At 69.8% G+C, this 16,719-nt stretch carries 15 protein-coding genes; 13 read left to right on the forward strand and 2 right to left on the reverse strand.

The features are described 5' to 3' along the window. Positions 1-40 precede the first annotated feature (40 nt). The 4 genes from HMPREF2863_RS01405 to HMPREF2863_RS11345 all read left to right on the forward strand — a co-directional run bounded on the left by HMPREF2863_RS01405 (position 41) and on the right by HMPREF2863_RS11345 (position 4,978). Entirely contained in the window at positions 41-1,465 is a 1,425-nt protein-coding gene (locus HMPREF2863_RS01405) for an MFS transporter (protein WP_070637466.1), read from the forward strand. Positions 1,466-1,543: 78 nt separating this feature from the next. Beyond that, the gene (locus HMPREF2863_RS01410; RefSeq protein ID WP_083315146.1) at positions 1,544-3,124 is read left to right on the forward strand and encodes a gamma-glutamyltransferase family protein; all 1,581 of its coding nucleotides are present in this window, start codon (positions 1,544-1,546) and stop codon (positions 3,122-3,124) included. Between the two features lie 191 nt (positions 3,125-3,315). Beyond that, positions 3,316-3,726: an SPASM domain-containing protein gene (locus HMPREF2863_RS11710; RefSeq protein ID WP_141756339.1), complete on the forward strand. Its 411-nt coding sequence runs from the start codon at positions 3,316-3,318 to the stop codon at positions 3,724-3,726. A 7-nt stretch (positions 3,727-3,733) separates the two neighbouring features. Further along, positions 3,734-4,978, forward strand: coding sequence for an MFS transporter (locus tag HMPREF2863_RS11345; RefSeq protein ID WP_227718900.1), 1,245 nt, complete (start codon positions 3,734-3,736; stop codon positions 4,976-4,978). A 194-nt stretch (positions 4,979-5,172) separates the two neighbouring features. Here HMPREF2863_RS11345 and HMPREF2863_RS01415 read toward each other — a convergent pair whose 3' ends face one another. Beyond that, positions 5,173-5,751, reverse strand: coding sequence for a dienelactone hydrolase family protein (locus HMPREF2863_RS01415; RefSeq protein WP_070637470.1), 579 nt, complete (start codon positions 5,749-5,751; stop codon positions 5,173-5,175). A gap of 98 nt (positions 5,752-5,849) precedes the next feature. Beyond that, complete coding sequence (locus HMPREF2863_RS01420; protein WP_070637472.1) at positions 5,850-8,894, reverse strand: FtsK/SpoIIIE domain-containing protein; 3,045 nt, start codon at positions 8,892-8,894, stop codon at positions 5,850-5,852. A 303-nt stretch (positions 8,895-9,197) separates the two neighbouring features. Between HMPREF2863_RS01420 and HMPREF2863_RS01425 the strand changes: the two genes are divergently transcribed. From HMPREF2863_RS01425 to HMPREF2863_RS01465, 9 genes are all read left to right on the forward strand, one after another. Beyond that, positions 9,198-10,424: a TadA family conjugal transfer-associated ATPase gene (locus HMPREF2863_RS01425; protein ID WP_070637474.1), complete on the forward strand. Its 1,227-nt coding sequence runs from the start codon at positions 9,198-9,200 to the stop codon at positions 10,422-10,424. After that, positions 10,425-11,285 (forward strand): type II secretion system F family protein, encoded by an 861-nt coding sequence (locus HMPREF2863_RS01430; protein ID WP_070637476.1) that lies wholly within the window; start codon positions 10,425-10,427, stop codon positions 11,283-11,285. A gap of 5 nt (positions 11,286-11,290) precedes the next feature. Then, positions 11,291-12,220: a type II secretion system F family protein gene (locus HMPREF2863_RS01435; protein ID WP_246828796.1), complete on the forward strand. Its 930-nt coding sequence runs from the start codon at positions 11,291-11,293 to the stop codon at positions 12,218-12,220. Positions 12,221-12,327: 107 nt separating this feature from the next. Further along, a complete protein-coding gene (locus tag HMPREF2863_RS01440; protein ID WP_369804933.1) occupies positions 12,328-12,522 on the forward strand; it encodes a hypothetical protein in 195 nt (64 codons plus the stop codon). Positions 12,523-12,626: 104 nt separating this feature from the next. Beyond that, on the forward strand, positions 12,627-12,971 hold the full coding sequence (locus HMPREF2863_RS01445; protein WP_082739851.1) for a TadE/TadG family type IV pilus assembly protein: 345 nt from the start codon (positions 12,627-12,629) through the stop codon (positions 12,969-12,971). Between the two features lie 43 nt (positions 12,972-13,014). After that, positions 13,015-13,443, forward strand: coding sequence for a hypothetical protein (locus tag HMPREF2863_RS01450; protein ID WP_087133867.1), 429 nt, complete (start codon positions 13,015-13,017; stop codon positions 13,441-13,443). Between the two features lie 58 nt (positions 13,444-13,501). Continuing rightward, entirely contained in the window at positions 13,502-13,948 is a 447-nt protein-coding gene (locus HMPREF2863_RS01455; protein ID WP_067190927.1) for a pilus assembly protein TadG-related protein, read from the forward strand. Between the two features lie 244 nt (positions 13,949-14,192). Beyond that, positions 14,193-15,485, forward strand: a complete 1,293-nt coding sequence (locus HMPREF2863_RS01460) for a glycosyltransferase family protein (RefSeq protein ID WP_070637481.1) — start codon at positions 14,193-14,195, stop codon at positions 15,483-15,485. Continuing rightward, positions 15,475-16,710, forward strand: a complete 1,236-nt coding sequence (locus tag HMPREF2863_RS01465; RefSeq protein WP_070637482.1) for a glycosyltransferase — start codon at positions 15,475-15,477, stop codon at positions 16,708-16,710. Before HMPREF2863_RS01460 ends, HMPREF2863_RS01465 begins: the two co-directional genes overlap by 11 nt. Positions 16,711-16,719: the final 9 nt, after the last annotated feature.

Consider the following 16,719-nt stretch of genomic DNA (forward strand, 5'->3'; position numbering starts at 1 on the left):
GGCAAGAACCTCATGACCCACAACAACTAGACTGCCGCGGGTGGACTTCGGCGCCTACTTTCGGCTTCTCAAGGACTCGCGCATCCGGAACCTGCTGGGCGTGGGGTTCATCGCGCGCTTCCCGCACAGTGCGGCGGGCGTGATCCTGACCTTCCACGTCGCGGCGACGATGGGCCTGGGGTACGGCACCGCCGGCTTCGTGGTCGCGGCCATGACGCTGGGCATCGCGGTGGGCGCCCCCTGGCGCGGCCGGGTGATCGACAACAAGGGCCTGCGCCGCGCCCTGATCCCCTCGGTGATCGGTGAGGCGCTGATCTGGCCGGTGGTGGCGTATCTGCCGTTCCCGTTCATCCTTGCCGGCGTCTTCCTCGGCGGCGTGCTCACCGTTCCGGTGTTCTCCGTGGTGCGGCAGGGGCTGGGCGTGCTGGCCAAGGGCCGGGACCGGCAGACGGCGTTCGCCCTGGACTCGATCATCACCGAGGGCGTGTTCATCATCGGCCCGACGCTCGGCGGCATCATCGCGGCCACCGGCAACTCGTCGCTGGGCCTGGTGGTCGTGGGCCTGTCCGGCGCGGTGGGCGGCGCCCTGCTGATGTGGTTCAACCCGCCGACCCGCTCCTGGCAGCTGGAGGCCGGCCCGCAGCGCGAGGACGCCTATACGGAGGAAGAAGACCGTGAGCAGGCGGTGGCCCAGGCGGTCACCGGCGCCCCCATGCACCTGGACGTGGCGGCGGCGGACCTGGCCACCGGCGCGATCCCGGTGGTCACCTCCGCCATCCCGGCCGTGACCGGCGCGCTTCCGGTGATCGCCGCGGACGGATCCGGTCCGGTGTCTCCGGACGCCCGGGCCCGCCGGACCGGGCGCGCCGAGCGTCTGCGGCAGTGGCGCCGGAACTCGTTCGGGTGGATGAACCGGGCCTCGGTGGCCACGCTGCTGGTGGCCGTGGGTGCCGGCTTCTGCCTGATCGGCACCGAGGTGTCCATCATGGCCACGCTGCAGCACGCGGGGCAGGCCGCCTCGGTGGGTGTGGTCTTCGCCCTGTGGTGCGGTGCCTCCGCGGTGGGCGGGGTGTTCTACGGAGCCACGCATCGGGACGTCTCCCCGACCGTCCTGATGGGCCTGTTCGCCCTGGCCTCCCTGCCGATGGCCCTGGCCTGGGATCTGTGGTCCCTGGCGCTGCTGTCCATCCCGTCCGGCCTGCTCACCGCGCCCACGCTGGCGGCGGCCTCGGGCCGGCTGTCCCGGCTGGTGCCGGAGGAACGCCGCGGTGAGGCGATGGGCTTCTACGGCTCCTGCATGACGGCCGGCTCGGCGGCAGGCGCCCCGCTCTGCGGCGCCGCGATCGAGGCCTTCTCCCCGGTGGCCGGCTTCTACACGGCCGGTGCGGTGGGTGCGGTGATCGCCGTGGCCTCCCTGCTGCTCTCGGCCAGCGCCCGCCGCCGCGGCATCCACGGGGAGTACTGAGCCCTCGGGGCAGCGCCCCTTCTTCCCGACGACGGCACTCGCCTCGTCCTTCCCGGTCCGGCTGACATGATGGGCGGCATGGACACCTATCCCACGCGCCGTTCGACCGTCTACGGGGAGGCCGTGGTGGCCTCCTCCTCGCCGCTGGCAGCCGCCGCGGCCCAGGAGGTGCTGGCCGAGGGCGGCACCGCCGCCGACGCCGCCGTGGCCGCGGCCATGTGCCTGACCGTGGTGGAGCCGACGAACAACGGGATCGGCGGAGACCTGCTGGCGCTCGTCTGGGACGGGGAGCGACTGCACGGGCTCAACGCCTCCGGCCGCAGCCCGCGGGCGTGGACCCCGGAGCACTTCGCAAAGTATCAGGAGATGCCCAAGCGCGGCTGGGACTCGGTGACCGTGCCCGGCGCGGTGTCCGGGTGGCGGGCGCTGTCCGAGCGGTTCGGGCGCCTGGAGTTCGCACGGCTCGGCCGGGACGCCGTGCGCCATGCCGAAGAGGGCTGGCGGGTCGGGCCGATCGTGGCCCAGGACTGGGCGCGTGCCGCCGGGATCCTCGGGGAGATCGAGGACTTCGCGGACACTTTCATGCCCGGCGGTCGGGCCCCGCGCGAGGGGGAGAAGGTGGTCTTCGCCGACCACGCCGCGACCCTCCGGGAGATCCTCGCCACCGGCGGGGAGTCCTTCTATCGCGGTGCGCTCGTCGAGCGGATCGTGGCCCACGCCGAGGCCGGCGGGGGACTGCTGGGTGCGCAGGACCTGGCGGAGCACGAGGTGGAGTGGTGCGAGCCGATCACCGCATCCTGGGCCGGGCACGAGCTGTGCGAGATCCCGCCGAACAGCCAAGGGCTGGCTGCGCTGGTGGCGATCCGGATCCTCGAGCGGCTGGGCGTGGACCCGGGCGCCGGCGCGGACCCGGACGACGCGGAGACCGTCCACCTGCAGGTGGAGGCGATGCGACAGGCCCTGACGATCCTCCACGGGGACATCGCGGACCCGGCCTGGACGCGGACCGAGGTGGAGGACATCCTGTCCGACGAGGCGATCGACGCGATGGCCGCGCGAATCAGCCGGGGGCGAGCGGCCGTCGTCGTGACCGAGCCGCCGACGGCCGGCGGCACGGTGTACCTGTCCGTGGGCGACGCGCACGGGATGATGGTCTCCCTCATCCAGTCCAACTACTACGGCTTCGGCTCCGGGCTGGTGGTGCCGGGGACGGGCATCGCCCTGCACGACCGCGGCGCCGGGTTCGTGCTCACCGATGGGCACCCGAATCAGGTGGCCGGCGGCAAGCGGCCCCTGAACACGATCATCCCCGGCTTCCTGACCCGCGGCGGGCAGCCGGTGTGCGCGTACGGCGTGATGGGCGCGCCGATGCAGCCGCAGGGGCACCTGCAGGTGATGCACCGGCTGCTGGCCGGGCAGTCGCCGCAGGAGGCGTTGGACGCTCCGCGCTGGTTCGTGGAGGGCGACGGCGAGCTCAAGTTGGAGGTCGGATGGTCCGACGAGGTGGCCGCCGCGCTCGAGGCGAAGGGCCACCGCGTGACGCGGACGGGCGCGGGGGACCGCACCTACGGCGGAGGGCAGGCCGTGTGGCGCCTGCCGAACGGCGGGTACGCCGGCGGCTCCGACCCGCGCAAGGACGGCCACGCGGAGGCGCGGTAAAGCGACGGTTAGCCAAAGGTCTGGCACCTTGGTGCCAAGTTCTTTGACTTTAGTACCAGGGTCTCGACACCGTTGCAGATGAAGTGGTTTGCTGAATTCAGCTCGCTAGCCAGTGAGCTACGACACACCTAGTCAAAGGAGGGTGACATGTCTGTCATTCAGGATGTTCTCCAGCAGGATCGAGAGCGGATATGATTCGTGCTGTAAGTGGCCTGACATTTGCGAGCGATCAGTTCGGTTACGCGCCAGTCAATGTCGCGGTGATTGAAACTGATGGAGATCTGCAGCCGACCGATAATTTCAGGGCTTGTGAGGATCGTATGTCAGACCTGGGCCTAAATGTACTGCGGAACAGTATGGATGATTTGTATATGGATCCGTTCTTCGTCTATTGTCGTGAGCAGCAGGACATTATCCCGAAGGCATGTAAAGATTGCAAGTTCCTGGCAATCTGTGGTGGTGGTCGTGTCACTACTCGCTTTTCAAGGGAAGAGGGGTTTGCGCGCCGGACTATCTACTGTAACGATCTCTACCGCATGTTCGACCATATCGAGAGGGTACTGACCTCACGCGGGGTGGCGACGCAGTACTCGAATGCCTGAGCTTCACATGTCAAGACCACAGTCATTTCGTAGTGAATCGGCATTCCGGATTGCGTGGGTGGCTCTAGCCCCACTTCGCGCAACGACGCCATTCCAGACGGTCGCTGTGTCGTTCTGGTTGATTGACCGAGGCGGAAGTTTCACGCAGGTAGGCCTTGCCGTTGCCTTGCCTACATTTGCTGCGCTAGTGGGAATTGTTCTTGGAGGGTGGCTGACAGACAGGAGCAATCCTCTAAGGCTGCTGCTATGGCAGAATATAGTGGCTCTTTGCATAGCCCTGACCTTGTTGCTCTCGGGGCGAATGGAGCAATACTCCGAGGTCGCTGTTATTGCAACGATCAGTGTCTATGGACTTGTTAATGGTCTATCAGGTCCAGCTGCAAGAGCTCTCACTCCACGTTTGCTAGATGAAAGCAGATATAATTTTGGAAATTCTGTATATTCATCGATAACGAACTTGGCGACGATTATTGGGCCCCTTTTTGGTGGAGTAGTTTATTCTTCGGCAGGTTTTGAGTGGTGTATTTTAGCCAACATTGGTGCATTGTTATTTGGCGCTATTATTATGTTTGTTCTGTCAGTAAGGACAAGGACATCGAGAGTACTGGCGGATGGAGCCGGTGAGGTCGGCTTTATTGCGGGTGTCACAGCCGCCCTGAAGTTTGCTGTCGCGACGCGATGGCTTCTTGTCTTAATGGGTGTCGATGCTGTAATAGATGTAGTGACGGCTGGCCTATTCCAAACTGGCTTCCGCGCCTTGAGTGCGCCGCTAGGTGGCTCTGCTGTATTCGGTGTCGTTATGGCGGCCTATGGCATTGGTGCTATTGCTGGCGCATGGGCGGCTGGCCAGTCTCGGGGTTGGGGGCTGAAGGCATTCGCGGTCGTTATGGTTGCAAACATAGGTCAGGCGCCGCTGATTGCAGTTCTGCCAATTGTGGATGTCGGTCCGATGTTGTTTATGCTAGTTTGGGTCGGCGCTTTGAATGGATATGCAAATGTTGTTTATATGTCCTTTGTGTTCTCAAGGATACCGGCCTCCATGGCTGGTCGAGTTTCCTCCCTCCTGATGGCTGCCAGCTTGTCATTGCAGCCGGTTGGTATTGCTTGTTTTGGCGCAATAGTTGATGTTATAGGCGTTGTTAACCTGTTTCTCGTTTGCGCTGGTGTGCTTCTTGTAGTCTCGGTGGTGGCATTGGTCCTTTGGCGTGGGATTAAGTCTCAACTGCGGCTGGAGGTCACTGACGGGCAGTAGTTCGTTTCATATGGACGGACGAGTGAACTCAGGATTTCACTTTGAGTGTTTACCCTTTTGCGACTGATGATCTGGCCTCTCCAATCTGTGGCGATGCCTCTCATTGCCGTTGGTGCGGTCTGAACGGGACCCTCACATGTCCTGAGGCCGGGCGCCTTGCCCTGCGTGAGATGCCGAAATCTGACGAGGCGTTATTATCGCAACATTTCGTGGATGCGCTGGACCATGAGGTCGGTGAGCGCCTCGTCGTAGTCATCTGTGGAGGAGTCCATGAACAGGTGGCCGGCGGTGTCGTACTCGAAGAGGTCGGCCGGGTTGTCCGGCTCCTCGGCGGAGGCGGCGTAGGAGCGTGCCAGCGGCAGGTCCTCGTCCTTCACCCACGGGTCCTCGGTGGCCAGGTGCACCTGCAGGGCCACGTGAGGCATCCACAGAGGGGCGTAGGCGTTCAGCGGCAGGGCGGCGGACATGGCGATGCAGGCGCGGAACGCCGGGACGGTCTGCGCGGCCTTGAAGGCGGGGCAGACGCCCATGCTGATGCCGGCCAGCACGGAGGCCTGGCGGTATTCGGCGGTGGCGGCGATGCCGCGGGAGACGATCTCGTCCATGCCGACCTGCTGCAGGTGGGCGACGCCCTCCCCCACGGTGGCGAAGGTCGTGCCCTCGTACAGGTCCGGCAGATGCACCGTGTGGCCGCCGGCCTCGATCCTCTCGGCGAGAGTACGGACGCCGTCGGTGAGGCCGAGCGCGTGGTGGAACAGCAGGATCTGGCTCATGCGCTCAGCCTAGAGCAGATGGGGTCGGTGTCCTCTGCCGGGGGAGGCGTTTCACAGGTGGGCTTCGGTGCGCCGTCGCGTCCCACGGTGCGCGCAGGTCACGGCGGTGGGAAGGGGAGCTGGGCAGGAGCTCCGGGCTCGGGGTGGTCGGCGTCGATCAGGACGGCGCGCCCCGGCACGTGCAGGACCTCGGTAAGCCTGGGCCACATCATCCGCTGCTCCGGGGTGGTGCCGGCCGGCACGTAGAGCCGACGGGGCAACTGCGCGAGCAGGCGCGAGGAGGCCAGCTCCCGGCCGCCGACGGCGGCGACGCGGATACCACGCGATCCGTCCGTGCCGAGGTGGTGGACCAGGAGCTCCTCCAGTCCGCGATAGGACCGAGGGCAGCGCACTGAGGACCAGGCCGCCCACCCGGAGATCAGCAGGGTGCCGCCGGTCTCTGCCAGTGCGGCCACAGACTCGAGGACTGCCTCGACGGGCTCCTGCGGTCCGTCCGGGGTGAGGACACGCCAACGGCGGGGAACGTCGTGTGGGGTGCCGTCCCGTTCTGACTCCGGTGCCCCGGTGCCGTCGAGGTGGAGGACATGCTCGCCTGCGCCGATAAGGTCCTGCCGAAGCCGTGCGATCAGCAGATCGCGGCCCCCTCCCGGCTCGATGAGCCAGGCGGTGCTCGCCTCCGGCCCCTCGCCGGCATCGAGTCGACGATGGCGACCGGACGCGGTGTCGTCCACGAGGGCGAGCGGAACGGCCCCCGATGCCTGCGGGGTCCAGCTCTCCGGCAGCGGCGGAGACAGGATCGGGTCCGGGACGGGAAGGGCGGCCCCCTCCGTGAGGGCGGCCAGCTCGGCGACGACCTCGCTCCAGAGGGTCGGGGCGACCTGCTGGATCTCTGCGGCCCCGCGACGGACCCAACGGCGGGCGGCGTCAGAGCGGACCCACGTCGCGGCCCGGAAGGTGCGTGGTTCCCGCCCCTGCCCGACATGGATGACGGTTCCCGGCTGATCCGACGGAATGCGTGCCGCCCCGGCAGACCCGGTCAGGTCCCACGACTCCTGCTCCGTGGCTGTGCGTAGGCAGAGCACCGAACCGAGATTCGAGCGGATGTCCGCACTCACGCTCCCGGTCGCCCGCTGAGTCGCCAAGACAAGGTGGAATCCGAGGGATCGCCCGGTGGCTGCAAGACGGCGCAGCACCTCGGAGGCCTCCGGGTGTTCGTCGATGAGCACACGCAGTTCGTCCACTGCCACGACGAGCCGGGGGAGCGCCATGCCCGGAACTCGGCGGCGGAGCTCGGGATAGTCGCTCACGCGGTGGGCCGCGAACAGCTCCTCGCGGCGGCGGAGCTCGGCGCCGACGGCGTCCAGCGCACGGAGGGAGGCGGAGGCGACGTGGTTGGTCTCCACGCTCATGGTGTGGGGCAGCTGCTCGAGACACGAGAACGAGGCACCGCCCTTGAAGTCCAGCAGGACGAGCGCCACCTCGGACGGTGGGTGTGTGGCACACAGCCCGGTCAGCATCCCCAGGAGCAGGTCGGACTTGCCGGACCCGGTGGTGCCGGCGACGAGGACATGGGGCCCGTCCGCCACGAAGTCGAGGTCGACCTGGGCATGGGCGCCCTCGTCCGGACCGACGAGGGGCGTCACCAGCTCCTCCACCGCAGCCCGGACACCCGGTGCCGTGGGCACGCGCAGGGGCGTCGGAGCGGTTCCGCGCCGCAGGCCAGGTGCTGCTGCGGCCACATCCGAGGCGATCTCCTCCATCCACCAGCAGGCGGTGCGGACGGAGACCTCGCAGGCGTGGAGATCCTCCAGGTCTTGACCTTCGGCGCCGAGGCGGGCACTGCCGTCGCTGAGGTCGATCAGGTCCTCGCCATCGGAGGCGCGGACTGCGCCTTCCACCACCGTCACCTCGGCCCAGCGCTCGCCGGGCGACGGGACGGCCGTGGCGGAGCCGGCAGGGCAGCGCCGCGACCACGCCCGCCGGAGGGGAGCAACGATCCGCCCGGACGGCAGCGTGAGCAGGACGCCCGCCGCACCCGGTCCGGTCTGCCACAGCAGGCCGGCGTCCGCGGAGCAGACGGCGAACCCGAGGCCACGGCGCGAGGTCTGAAGCAGCAGCTGAACCACCAGCCACCGAAGGACGCCGTCGTGTTCGGGCCCGGCGCCGGCCACGCGCACGGCCGCCCCGGGGGTCGGACGGCTCAGCACCGGCTGTCGACGCACCGTGTCGGGGCGCCAGCGCTCCTGGCGCACCGGGTCGTCGACGGGGAGTTCTCCTATTCCCGAGCCCCAGCGCAACACCGGCGGCAAGAACGTGGTTCCGCGATCCTCCGCAGCGGCGTCGGCCTGCAGCGCAAACCTGTCGGCCGAAGGGGACCGGCACGCCCGGGTGAGCGACAGCGGAGTGAGGGCGCTGCGCTCCCGTTCCTCGATGAGAGCGTCCACCCGAGCGTGCAGGCGCCGGCGGAACAGGGTCCTGCTGCGACGCTGCAGCCCGAGCATCGTCCCCACAGCGACCACGGAGAGCAGCCCGAACAGCAGGAAGAACGCGCGTCCCGTGCTCACGGCCAGCACCACGCCGAGCAGCAGTGGTCCCACAGCCATGACGGCGGGGAGCACCAGGGACATCGGCGCCGGTGCGCCGGAGGTGTCGACGCGGGCCGTCGGCGGCACGGCGGCAGGCGGCAGCGGTTCTTCGGGGCCGCGCGCCACCACGATGTCGGTCGTGCCCACAGCAACGGGCGACGCGTTCTGCCACGGCGAGGGACCGTCGTCGTCCACGCAGAGGCCTGACGAGGAGGCCGTCAGGGCGACGGGACGGGCCGGGGCGGTCGGATCCGCCAGACGCCACCGGCTGCCGCCGCGGCCGACCGTGGTGCCGCCCCTCGGGAACGGCACGACGTGTCCGGCGTCCGGGCCGCTCGCGGCCACGAGGCTCAGCTCCGGTCCCCGGAGGCGTCGATGCGCACCGGGCGGACGGGCGATGTAGCGGAGGTGGGAGCCTCGGCGGCTCTCACACTCGAGCACGACGTCGGGGAAGTGCTCGGCCACAGCGCGGTCCTGATCCGCGGGGTGCGGCGGCAGGTCGGACACGATCCAGCTCTCGATGCCGGACATCCCCACGATCTCCACCGTCCAGGACATCAGGGCTCCCCTCCGTCGGTCGTGTCCGCGACCTGCCGCCGCGGCCGACGGCGCCGGCATCCCGTTCCCGGCGTCGCCGTGCGTCCCACCTTGCCCTGACGCCCGTACCGGGCGTCGAGTCAGGGCCGCGATCTGTGGAAAACCCTTCTCCGGGGCATGTCGGGTCCGCTCGCGGCACGCGTTGTCCACAGGTTCCGGAGGTGTGAGCCAGGCCACGGTACTGTGGGTGCCGGCGCAAGGGATGGCGCCGGAAACGGGAGACCCCAGCGGAGGGGGCTGCATCGGCATGTGCAGGAGGGACCAATGGAAGCAGTGCGCATCCTCGAATCGGAGTTGCGTGAGCTCATCCGACGGCGTGACATCGACCCCCAGCTGGAGCCCGAGTCGATGCGCAGGCTCATCAGCGACGCCACCACGGACTACGAATCCCGGGCCATGAAGGGGTCCCTTCCCGCGCTCAAGGACCCCTCCGAGACCCAACAGTGGCTCTTCGACCTGCTCGCCGGATTCGGTCCGCTCCAGCCTCTGCTGGACGACCCGAGCGTCGAGGAGTTCTGGTTGAACGCACCGGACGCGGTCTACTGCGCCCGCTCCGGACGCTCCGAGCTGACCGGCATCGTGCTCACGGAGCAGCAGGTCCGCGACACCGTGGAGATGATGCTCAAGTCCTCCGGGCGCCGCCTGGACCTGTCCACGCCGTTCGTGGACGCATCGTTGCCCGACGGCTCCCGTCTCCACGTCGCGATCCCGGACATCACCCGGCGGCACTGGGCCGTGAACGTCCGGAAGTTCATCGCCCGGGCGAACCGCCTGGACGATCTCGTGCGCGGCGGCTCGCTCACCGTCCAGGCCGCGAAGTTCCTCGACGCCGCCGTGTCCTCCGGCATGAACATCCTGGTCTCCGGGGCCACCCAGGCCGGAAAGACCACCATGCTCAACTGTCTGGCGGCCTCGATCGGGCCGCGGGAACGGGTGATCACCGTGGAGGAGATCTTCGAACTTCAGCTGCCGGTCCGTGACGTCGTCGGCATGCAGTGCCGCCAGCCGAACCTCGAAGGCCACGGAGAGATCCCGCTGCGACGCCTCGTCAAGGAGGCACTGCGCATGCGGCCGGACCGCCTCATCATCGGTGAGGTCCGGGAAGCGGAGTCACTCGACATGCTCGTGGCACTGAACTCCGGCCTGGCCGGCATGTGCACCATCCACGCGAACTCCGCCTCCGACGCCCTCACCAAGCTCTGCACCCTGCCCCTGCTGGCCGGGGAGAACATCTCGCGGAACTTCGTCGTGCCGACCGTGGCGACCTGCATCGACGTGGTCGTGCACTGCGCCCGGGACCGGCAGGGCCGCCGCCAGGTGGAGGAGATCCTCACCGTCGGCTCGCGGGTGGAGGACGGCGTCATCGAGACCTCGACCCTGTTCCGCAGGGACAGCGAGGGGCAGCTGGTGGTCAACCAGGCCGCGAGCCTCGAGATGCCCCAGCTGGAACGTCACGGCATCGACATCCTCGACCTGGTGGGCGATCGCTGAATGGGCCTTCTTCTGGGACTGCTGCTGGGCGCCGGACTCTTCCTGGTCTGGTGGTCCTGCTGGAACGAGCCCGCGCCCGCCGAGGATGACGCGCCGGCGAAGCAGGGCAGGCTGCGCCGCCTGATCGCTCAGGCCGGCATCGCACGCCTGTCTCCGGCCGGAGTGGTCGCCGCGATGGCCGGATGTGGCGTCTTCGCCCTCCTGCTCGTCCTGGCCCTGACCCGTGCCCTGCCGATCGCCCTGTGCTTCGCCCTCTTCGGCGCCGTGGTGCCCTACGCGCTGCTCTCCTACCAGGCCCGGCGCCGCCACGTCCTCCTCCGTGACGTGTGGCCGGACGCGGTGGACCACGTCCGCTCGGCGATCCGTGCCGGTCTCACGTTGCCCGAGGCGCTCATGCAGCTGGGGGAGAACGGCCCCGAGGGGCTGCGCGAACCCTTCCAGGAGTTCAGCCGCGACTACCGCGCCGGCGCCCGCTTCCTCGATGCGCTCGAGGGACTCAAGGTCCGCATGTCCGACCCCGTTGCGGACCGGCTCGTGGCCGCGCTGCGCATGACACGTGAGGTCGGCGGCGCAGACATCGGCCAGCTGCTGCAGACCCTGTCCGAGTTCCTGCGCCAGGACGCCCGGGTCCGCTCCGAGCTGGAGGCCCGACAGTCCTGGACCGTCAACGCGGCACGCCTGGCCGTGGCCGCGCCTTGGGTCGTCCTGTTGCTCATCGGCACGCAGCCCGTGGCCGTGGAGACGTATCGGACCGCGGCAGGAGCAGCAGTGCTGCTCGCCGGTCTCGTGGTCTCGGTCGTCTGCTACCAGCTGATGCTCCGCATCGGTGCGCTTCCCCAGGACGAGCGGGTGATCGCATGAACGCCATGACCGCGATCGCGCTGGGCCTCGGGCTGGCCCTGGGGCTCGGCCTGTTCCTCATCGTCCAGCACCTGCCCTGGGGATGGCGCCCGAGCCTGGCCGAGCGCGTCGAGCCGCAGATGCGGCACCACGCGCCCGCCTCGAGCCTGCTCGCCCAGGAGGGACCGGCCTCTCCCTGGTCCGGACTCGCCCGCATCGTCCAGCCGCTCCTCGGCGCCGGCATCGGTACCCTGCAGCGCTTCAACCCGGGGCAGGAGTCGCTGCGCCGCAAGCTCGATGCGGCCGGCAGCGACCTGTCCGTGGCCGACTACCGGGCCCAGCAGGTCGTCCTCGGCGTCGGGGGAGCGCTCGTCTCCACGCTGCTGGCCGTCACCCTCGTGGGCCTCGACCGCATCGGTGTCGTCGTGGCGGTGCTGCTGGTCGTCTCGTTCACTGGCTTGTCCGTAGTGGCGCGCGACTCGATGCTCGCCTCGGCCATCACCCGACGGCGCCGACGCATCCTCACCGAGTTCCCGTCCGTCGCCGAGCTCTTCGCCCTGTCCGTCAGCGCCGGCGAGAGCACCACCGGCGCCCTGGAACGGATCACCGTCACGGCCCGCGGAGAGCTGGCAGACGAGTTCGCCCGAACCCTGGCGGACATGAGAGCAGGGGCCTCGCTGGCCGCAGCCCTCAAGGCGTGCGGACGTCGGACCCAGCTGCCGCCGCTCGAGCGGTTCATCGACGGCATCCTCGTCGCCCTCGAGCGCGGCACGCCCCTGGCCGACGTCGTCAGGGCCCAGGCCCAGGACGTCCGGGAGCTGTCCAAACGCGAGCTCATGGAGGCGGCCGGGCGGAAAGAGGTCCACATGATGATTCCGCTCGTCTTCGGAATCCTTCCGCTGACCGTCCTCTTCGCAGTCTTCCCCGGCATCGCACTGTTGGACATCGGGATCTGACACGTCGGGGCACAACTGAATAGCCATCACCACCGAATCCGCCTGAGAGCCAGGCTGACACCACGAGAGGGGAACCCACCATGGATATCCAGACCAAGGCCATGATGATGCTGCAGTCCGTCGCCGCCTTCTTCGGCGACGCCCGTGAGCGCGCCGCAGACGAGCGCGGCGACGTGCCCGGCTGGGTCATGATCACGCTCATGTCCGCCGCCCTGGTCGCCACGCTGATCGCCATCGCCGGACCTGCGCTGAGCGGCATGTTCCAGCAGGCGATCCAGCAGGTGAACGACGCCGCCCGCTGACCGTGGGCCGTCGTCCGACCGCTCCGCACCGGAGCAATGCGTCGGCTCCGCCCCGGTGCCGCCCGTTACGGACCGGCCCGTCGGCGGGGGAGCGAGGCAGCGCCGTGGCCGAGAGCACCATGGTGCTGGCCTTGCTGGCGGTCCTGTTCCTGACGCTGGTCCAGGGGGCGATCGCCGTCCACGCCCGCAACGCGATGATCGACGCTGCCAGTGCCGGCGCCCGCTACGGAGCACTGGCGGATCGCACGGCGGCAGACGGAGTCGCCCGGGCCGAACAGGTCCTGGCAGCCGGCTCGGTGACCGCCCTGGGCACCAGCGTGTCCGCCGAGGACCTCAGCGACGGCGGCACCCCGGTCCTGCGGGTCACCGTCACCGGCACCATGCCCGTGCTCGGGCTGTGGCATTCGCCGATCGAGTGGGAGGTGCACGGCCATGCCTTCCGGTACTGACGAGCAGGCTCGCCCTGTTCCATCGGGACCGAGCCGTGGGGTGATGGCGAACCGTCTCCGGGAGGACAGGGGATCCGCCGTGGTCGAGTTCCTCGGCCTGACGTTCGTCCTGCTGGTCCCGCTGTTCTACGTGCTCCTGTTCGTCTCCCAGGCACAGGCCGCCGCCTACGGCGCGGTCGCCGCCGCCGACCAGGCCGCACGGGCCGCGGTATCCCAGGAACAGGGCACGGCCGGCGCGTCGGTGCACGCGGTCGCCCAGAGGACGCTCAAGGACTACGGCGTGCTGGCGGACATGTATGACGTCCACGTGCAGTGTGATCCCGGCAGCTGCCTCGAACGCCAGCCGGGCATGGTCGCGCAGGTCCAGGTGCGGGTGGAGGTGCCGCTGCCGGTGCTGGACCAGCTCTTCGGGATCACCGCCGCACCGGTCACCGTCACCTCGGACGCCCGCCACCGGGTGCCCCGCTTCTGACGGCGCCCTGACCCGGGCTCCGGCACCGCCGACCTGCCGCCGCATGAAGGGAACAACGATGCGCAGACGCCTCGCCGCCGAGGACGGCCAGACCACGCCGTTGGTCATCGGCATGACCGTGATCGTCCTCGCCCTGGTCCTGGTGATGTTCGCCGCCACCTGGGTGAACGTGCAGGCGCGCCAGCTGCAGTCCCTGGCGGATGGGGCGGCGGCATCCGGTGCCGAGGCGGTCGCGTTCGCGCTGGACACCGGCCCCGGACTCGCCCTGACGGACGCGGAGGCCCGGCAGGCCGTAAACGAGTACCTCGCAGCAGTGGGGGCCACGGAGACCGTTCCGGGGCTGGCGGGCGTCCACGCCCACGTTGCGCCGGACGACACCACGGTCGTCGTCACGCTCACCGGCACCGCCGATGTGCTTCCATTGCCGCCGGCCTTCGCCGACGTGCTCCCGGCCCGTGTGCCGATCTCCGCGGAGGGGAGCTCCCGCACGTCGCTCCAGCGCTGATCACCGTGACCTGACCCCACCGTGGCGGCAGGGTCCGTCCACCCCCGCCGACACGCCGTCCACCGGCCGGGCCGGCCAGCGGTTCATGAACACCTTTCATGAACACCTGTCATGAACACCTGTCATGAGCACCTCTCATGAACACCTCCCTGCGGTCTCATGAACGCCTCATGGGCCCTGCCTAGCGTCGTCCCCATCGATCGGCACAGGGCCGGTCACGGACGGCTTCAGGAGGTGCCATCCCATGGGCATCAGCGTGGCGCTCTACTCGCACGATTCGGTGGGCCTCGGCCATGCCCGGCGCAACCGGGCCCTGGCCTGGGCGCTGGCGAACTCCCTGCCGAAGCTCACCGGCGAGGAGGTCACCGGCATGCTGATCGCCGGCCACCCGGACGCCCCGCAGGATTCTCTCCCGGAAGGCTGGGACTGGCTGCTGCTGCCCGGGTTCTCTCGCACCGCCGGCGGCTACGCGGCCCGCAACATCGGCATGTCCGTGCAGGACCTGGCGGACATGCGCTCCGGTGTCATCGCCTCCGCCCTGGACGCGTTCGCCCCGGACCTGTTCATCGCGGACCGCCACGCGTTCGGCGTGGACAGTGAGCTCAAGCCGGCCCTGACCCAGCTGCGCCAGAACCACGGCACCGCCACCGTCCTGGGGCTGCGGGACGTGCTGGACACCCCGGCCGCCGTGCGGGGTGAGTGGGAGAAGATCGGGGGCGCCTCCGAGGTCGCCGCCCACTATGACGCCCTCTGGGTCTACGGGGACCGCGCCGTCTACGACCCCACCGCCACCGGCGAGATCCCCGCGGACCTGGCCGAGCTCACCCGCTTCACCGGCCTGCTCTCCCGCGGCCGCCCGGAGGACGAGGGCGCCCCGCTGCAGACCCCGTACATCCTCACCTCCGTCGGCGGCGGCTCGGACGGCGTGGACGTCCTGCTCGCCGCCGCCGGTGCCGAAGTCCCGGCCGGCCACCGCCACATCATCGTCACCGGCCCGCAGATGCCCGCCGCGGACGTCGCCCGGGTCCGCGAGGCCGCCGCCGCCAACCCATGCTCGGCCCCGGTCACTGGCGCCGAGGGCGCTGCCCGCCCCGGCATCGAGGTCCGCCGCGCCGTCGGCAACCTGCCGGCCCTGCTCACCCACGCCGCGGCCACCGTCTGCATGGGCGGTTACAACTCCACCGCCGAGGTCCTCGCCACGGACACCCCGGCCCTCGTGGTCCCGCGCGCCTCCCGCCGCGCCGAGCAGCCGCGCCGCGCCGCCGCCCTGGCCGCCGCCGACGCCGTGGACACCGTGCCCATGGCCGACGTCTGCCCCGCCGTGGTGGGCCACTGGCTCACCGACGCCGTCACCCGCCGCGTGGACCGCGCCCACCTGGACCTGGACGGCCTCGCGCACATCGGACCGCTCGCCGCGGACGTCGTGCGCTCCTGCCGCACCCGCCACCGCGCCGCCCGCGCCGTCCTCAGCGGCGAGGCCTCGGCCCTGCCCACCCGCTCCATCGATTCCTCCCTGGAGGCCCAGAATGCCTGCTGAGACCCCCGTGATCGGCTACGTCCTGAAGATGTACCCGCGCTTCTCCGAGACCTTCGTGGTCTCCGAGATCCTGGCCCGCGAGGCCCAGAGGGAGAAGATCGTCATCTTCTCCTTGCGCCCCACCACGGACGCCCGCTTCCACCCCGAACTGGCCCGGGTGAAGGCCCCGGTGGTGCACATCGGCCGCCCCACCTCCGCCCACCGCCTCTGGCAGGGCCTGGCCGGTGCGGTCGCTGCGGACGGCGGGGACCACGGGGACGGCTCCCTCACCGCCGGCATCGCCGCGCACCTGCCCGAGCTGGTGGCCCTGGGCCATGACGACGCCCACCAGGCCGTCGAGGTCGCCCGGGCCGCCCGTGAGCACGGCGTCACCCACCTGCACGCCCACTTCGCGTCCGTGGCCACCACCGTGGCCCGCATGGCGTCCAAGATCGCCGGGCTGCCGTACTCCTTCACCGCCCACGCGAAGGACATCTTCCATGAGGACGTGGACCCGCAGGACCTGCAGGCCAAGTTCGCGGACGCCCACCACGCCGTCACCATCTCCCAGTACAACGTGGACGATCTGAAGCGCCGCTTCCCCCAGTCCACCGGCACGCTGAGGCTCGTCCGCAACGGCCTGGACCTGGACCGCTTCCCCTACGTGGAGCGTCCGGCCCGCACCGCCGACCGCCCGGCCCGCCTGCTGGCCGTGGGCCGCCTGGTGGAGAAGAAGGGCTTCGAGCACGTCGTCGAGGCCGTCGCCCGCCTGCGGGCCGCCGGCCATGAGGTCACCGCGGAGATCGCCGGGGACGGCCCGCTCGCCCCCACCCTGCGCCGCCGCATCGAGGAGCTCGGCCTCACCGAGCACGTGCACCTGCTCGGCCCCCTCACCCAGGCCGAGGTGGCCGAGCTGCTCGGCACCCGGGACGTCTTCGTGGCCCCCTTCGTGGTCGGCGCGGACGGCAACGCGGACGGCCTGCCCACCGTGCTGCTCGAGGCCATGGCCCGCGGCCTGCCCTGCGTGGCCGCGGACGTCACCGCCGTCGGGGAGGTCGTCAAGACCGGTCAGACCGGCTGGCTCGTGCCCACCGGAGACACCGCCGCACTCACCGAGGCCGTGGCCGAGGCGATCGCCCCGGACGCGGACCACTCCGGACTCACCGCCGCCGCCCGCGCCCAGGTGGAGGAGCTGTTCGGCTCCGCCGGCCAGGCGGCCCGCCTGCGGGACCTCGTGACCGCCTGAGAGGAGCCA

Source organism: Micrococcus sp. HMSC067E09, from assembly GCF_001812555.1.
Taxonomy (GTDB): domain Bacteria; phylum Actinomycetota; class Actinomycetes; order Actinomycetales; family Micrococcaceae; genus Micrococcus; species Micrococcus lylae.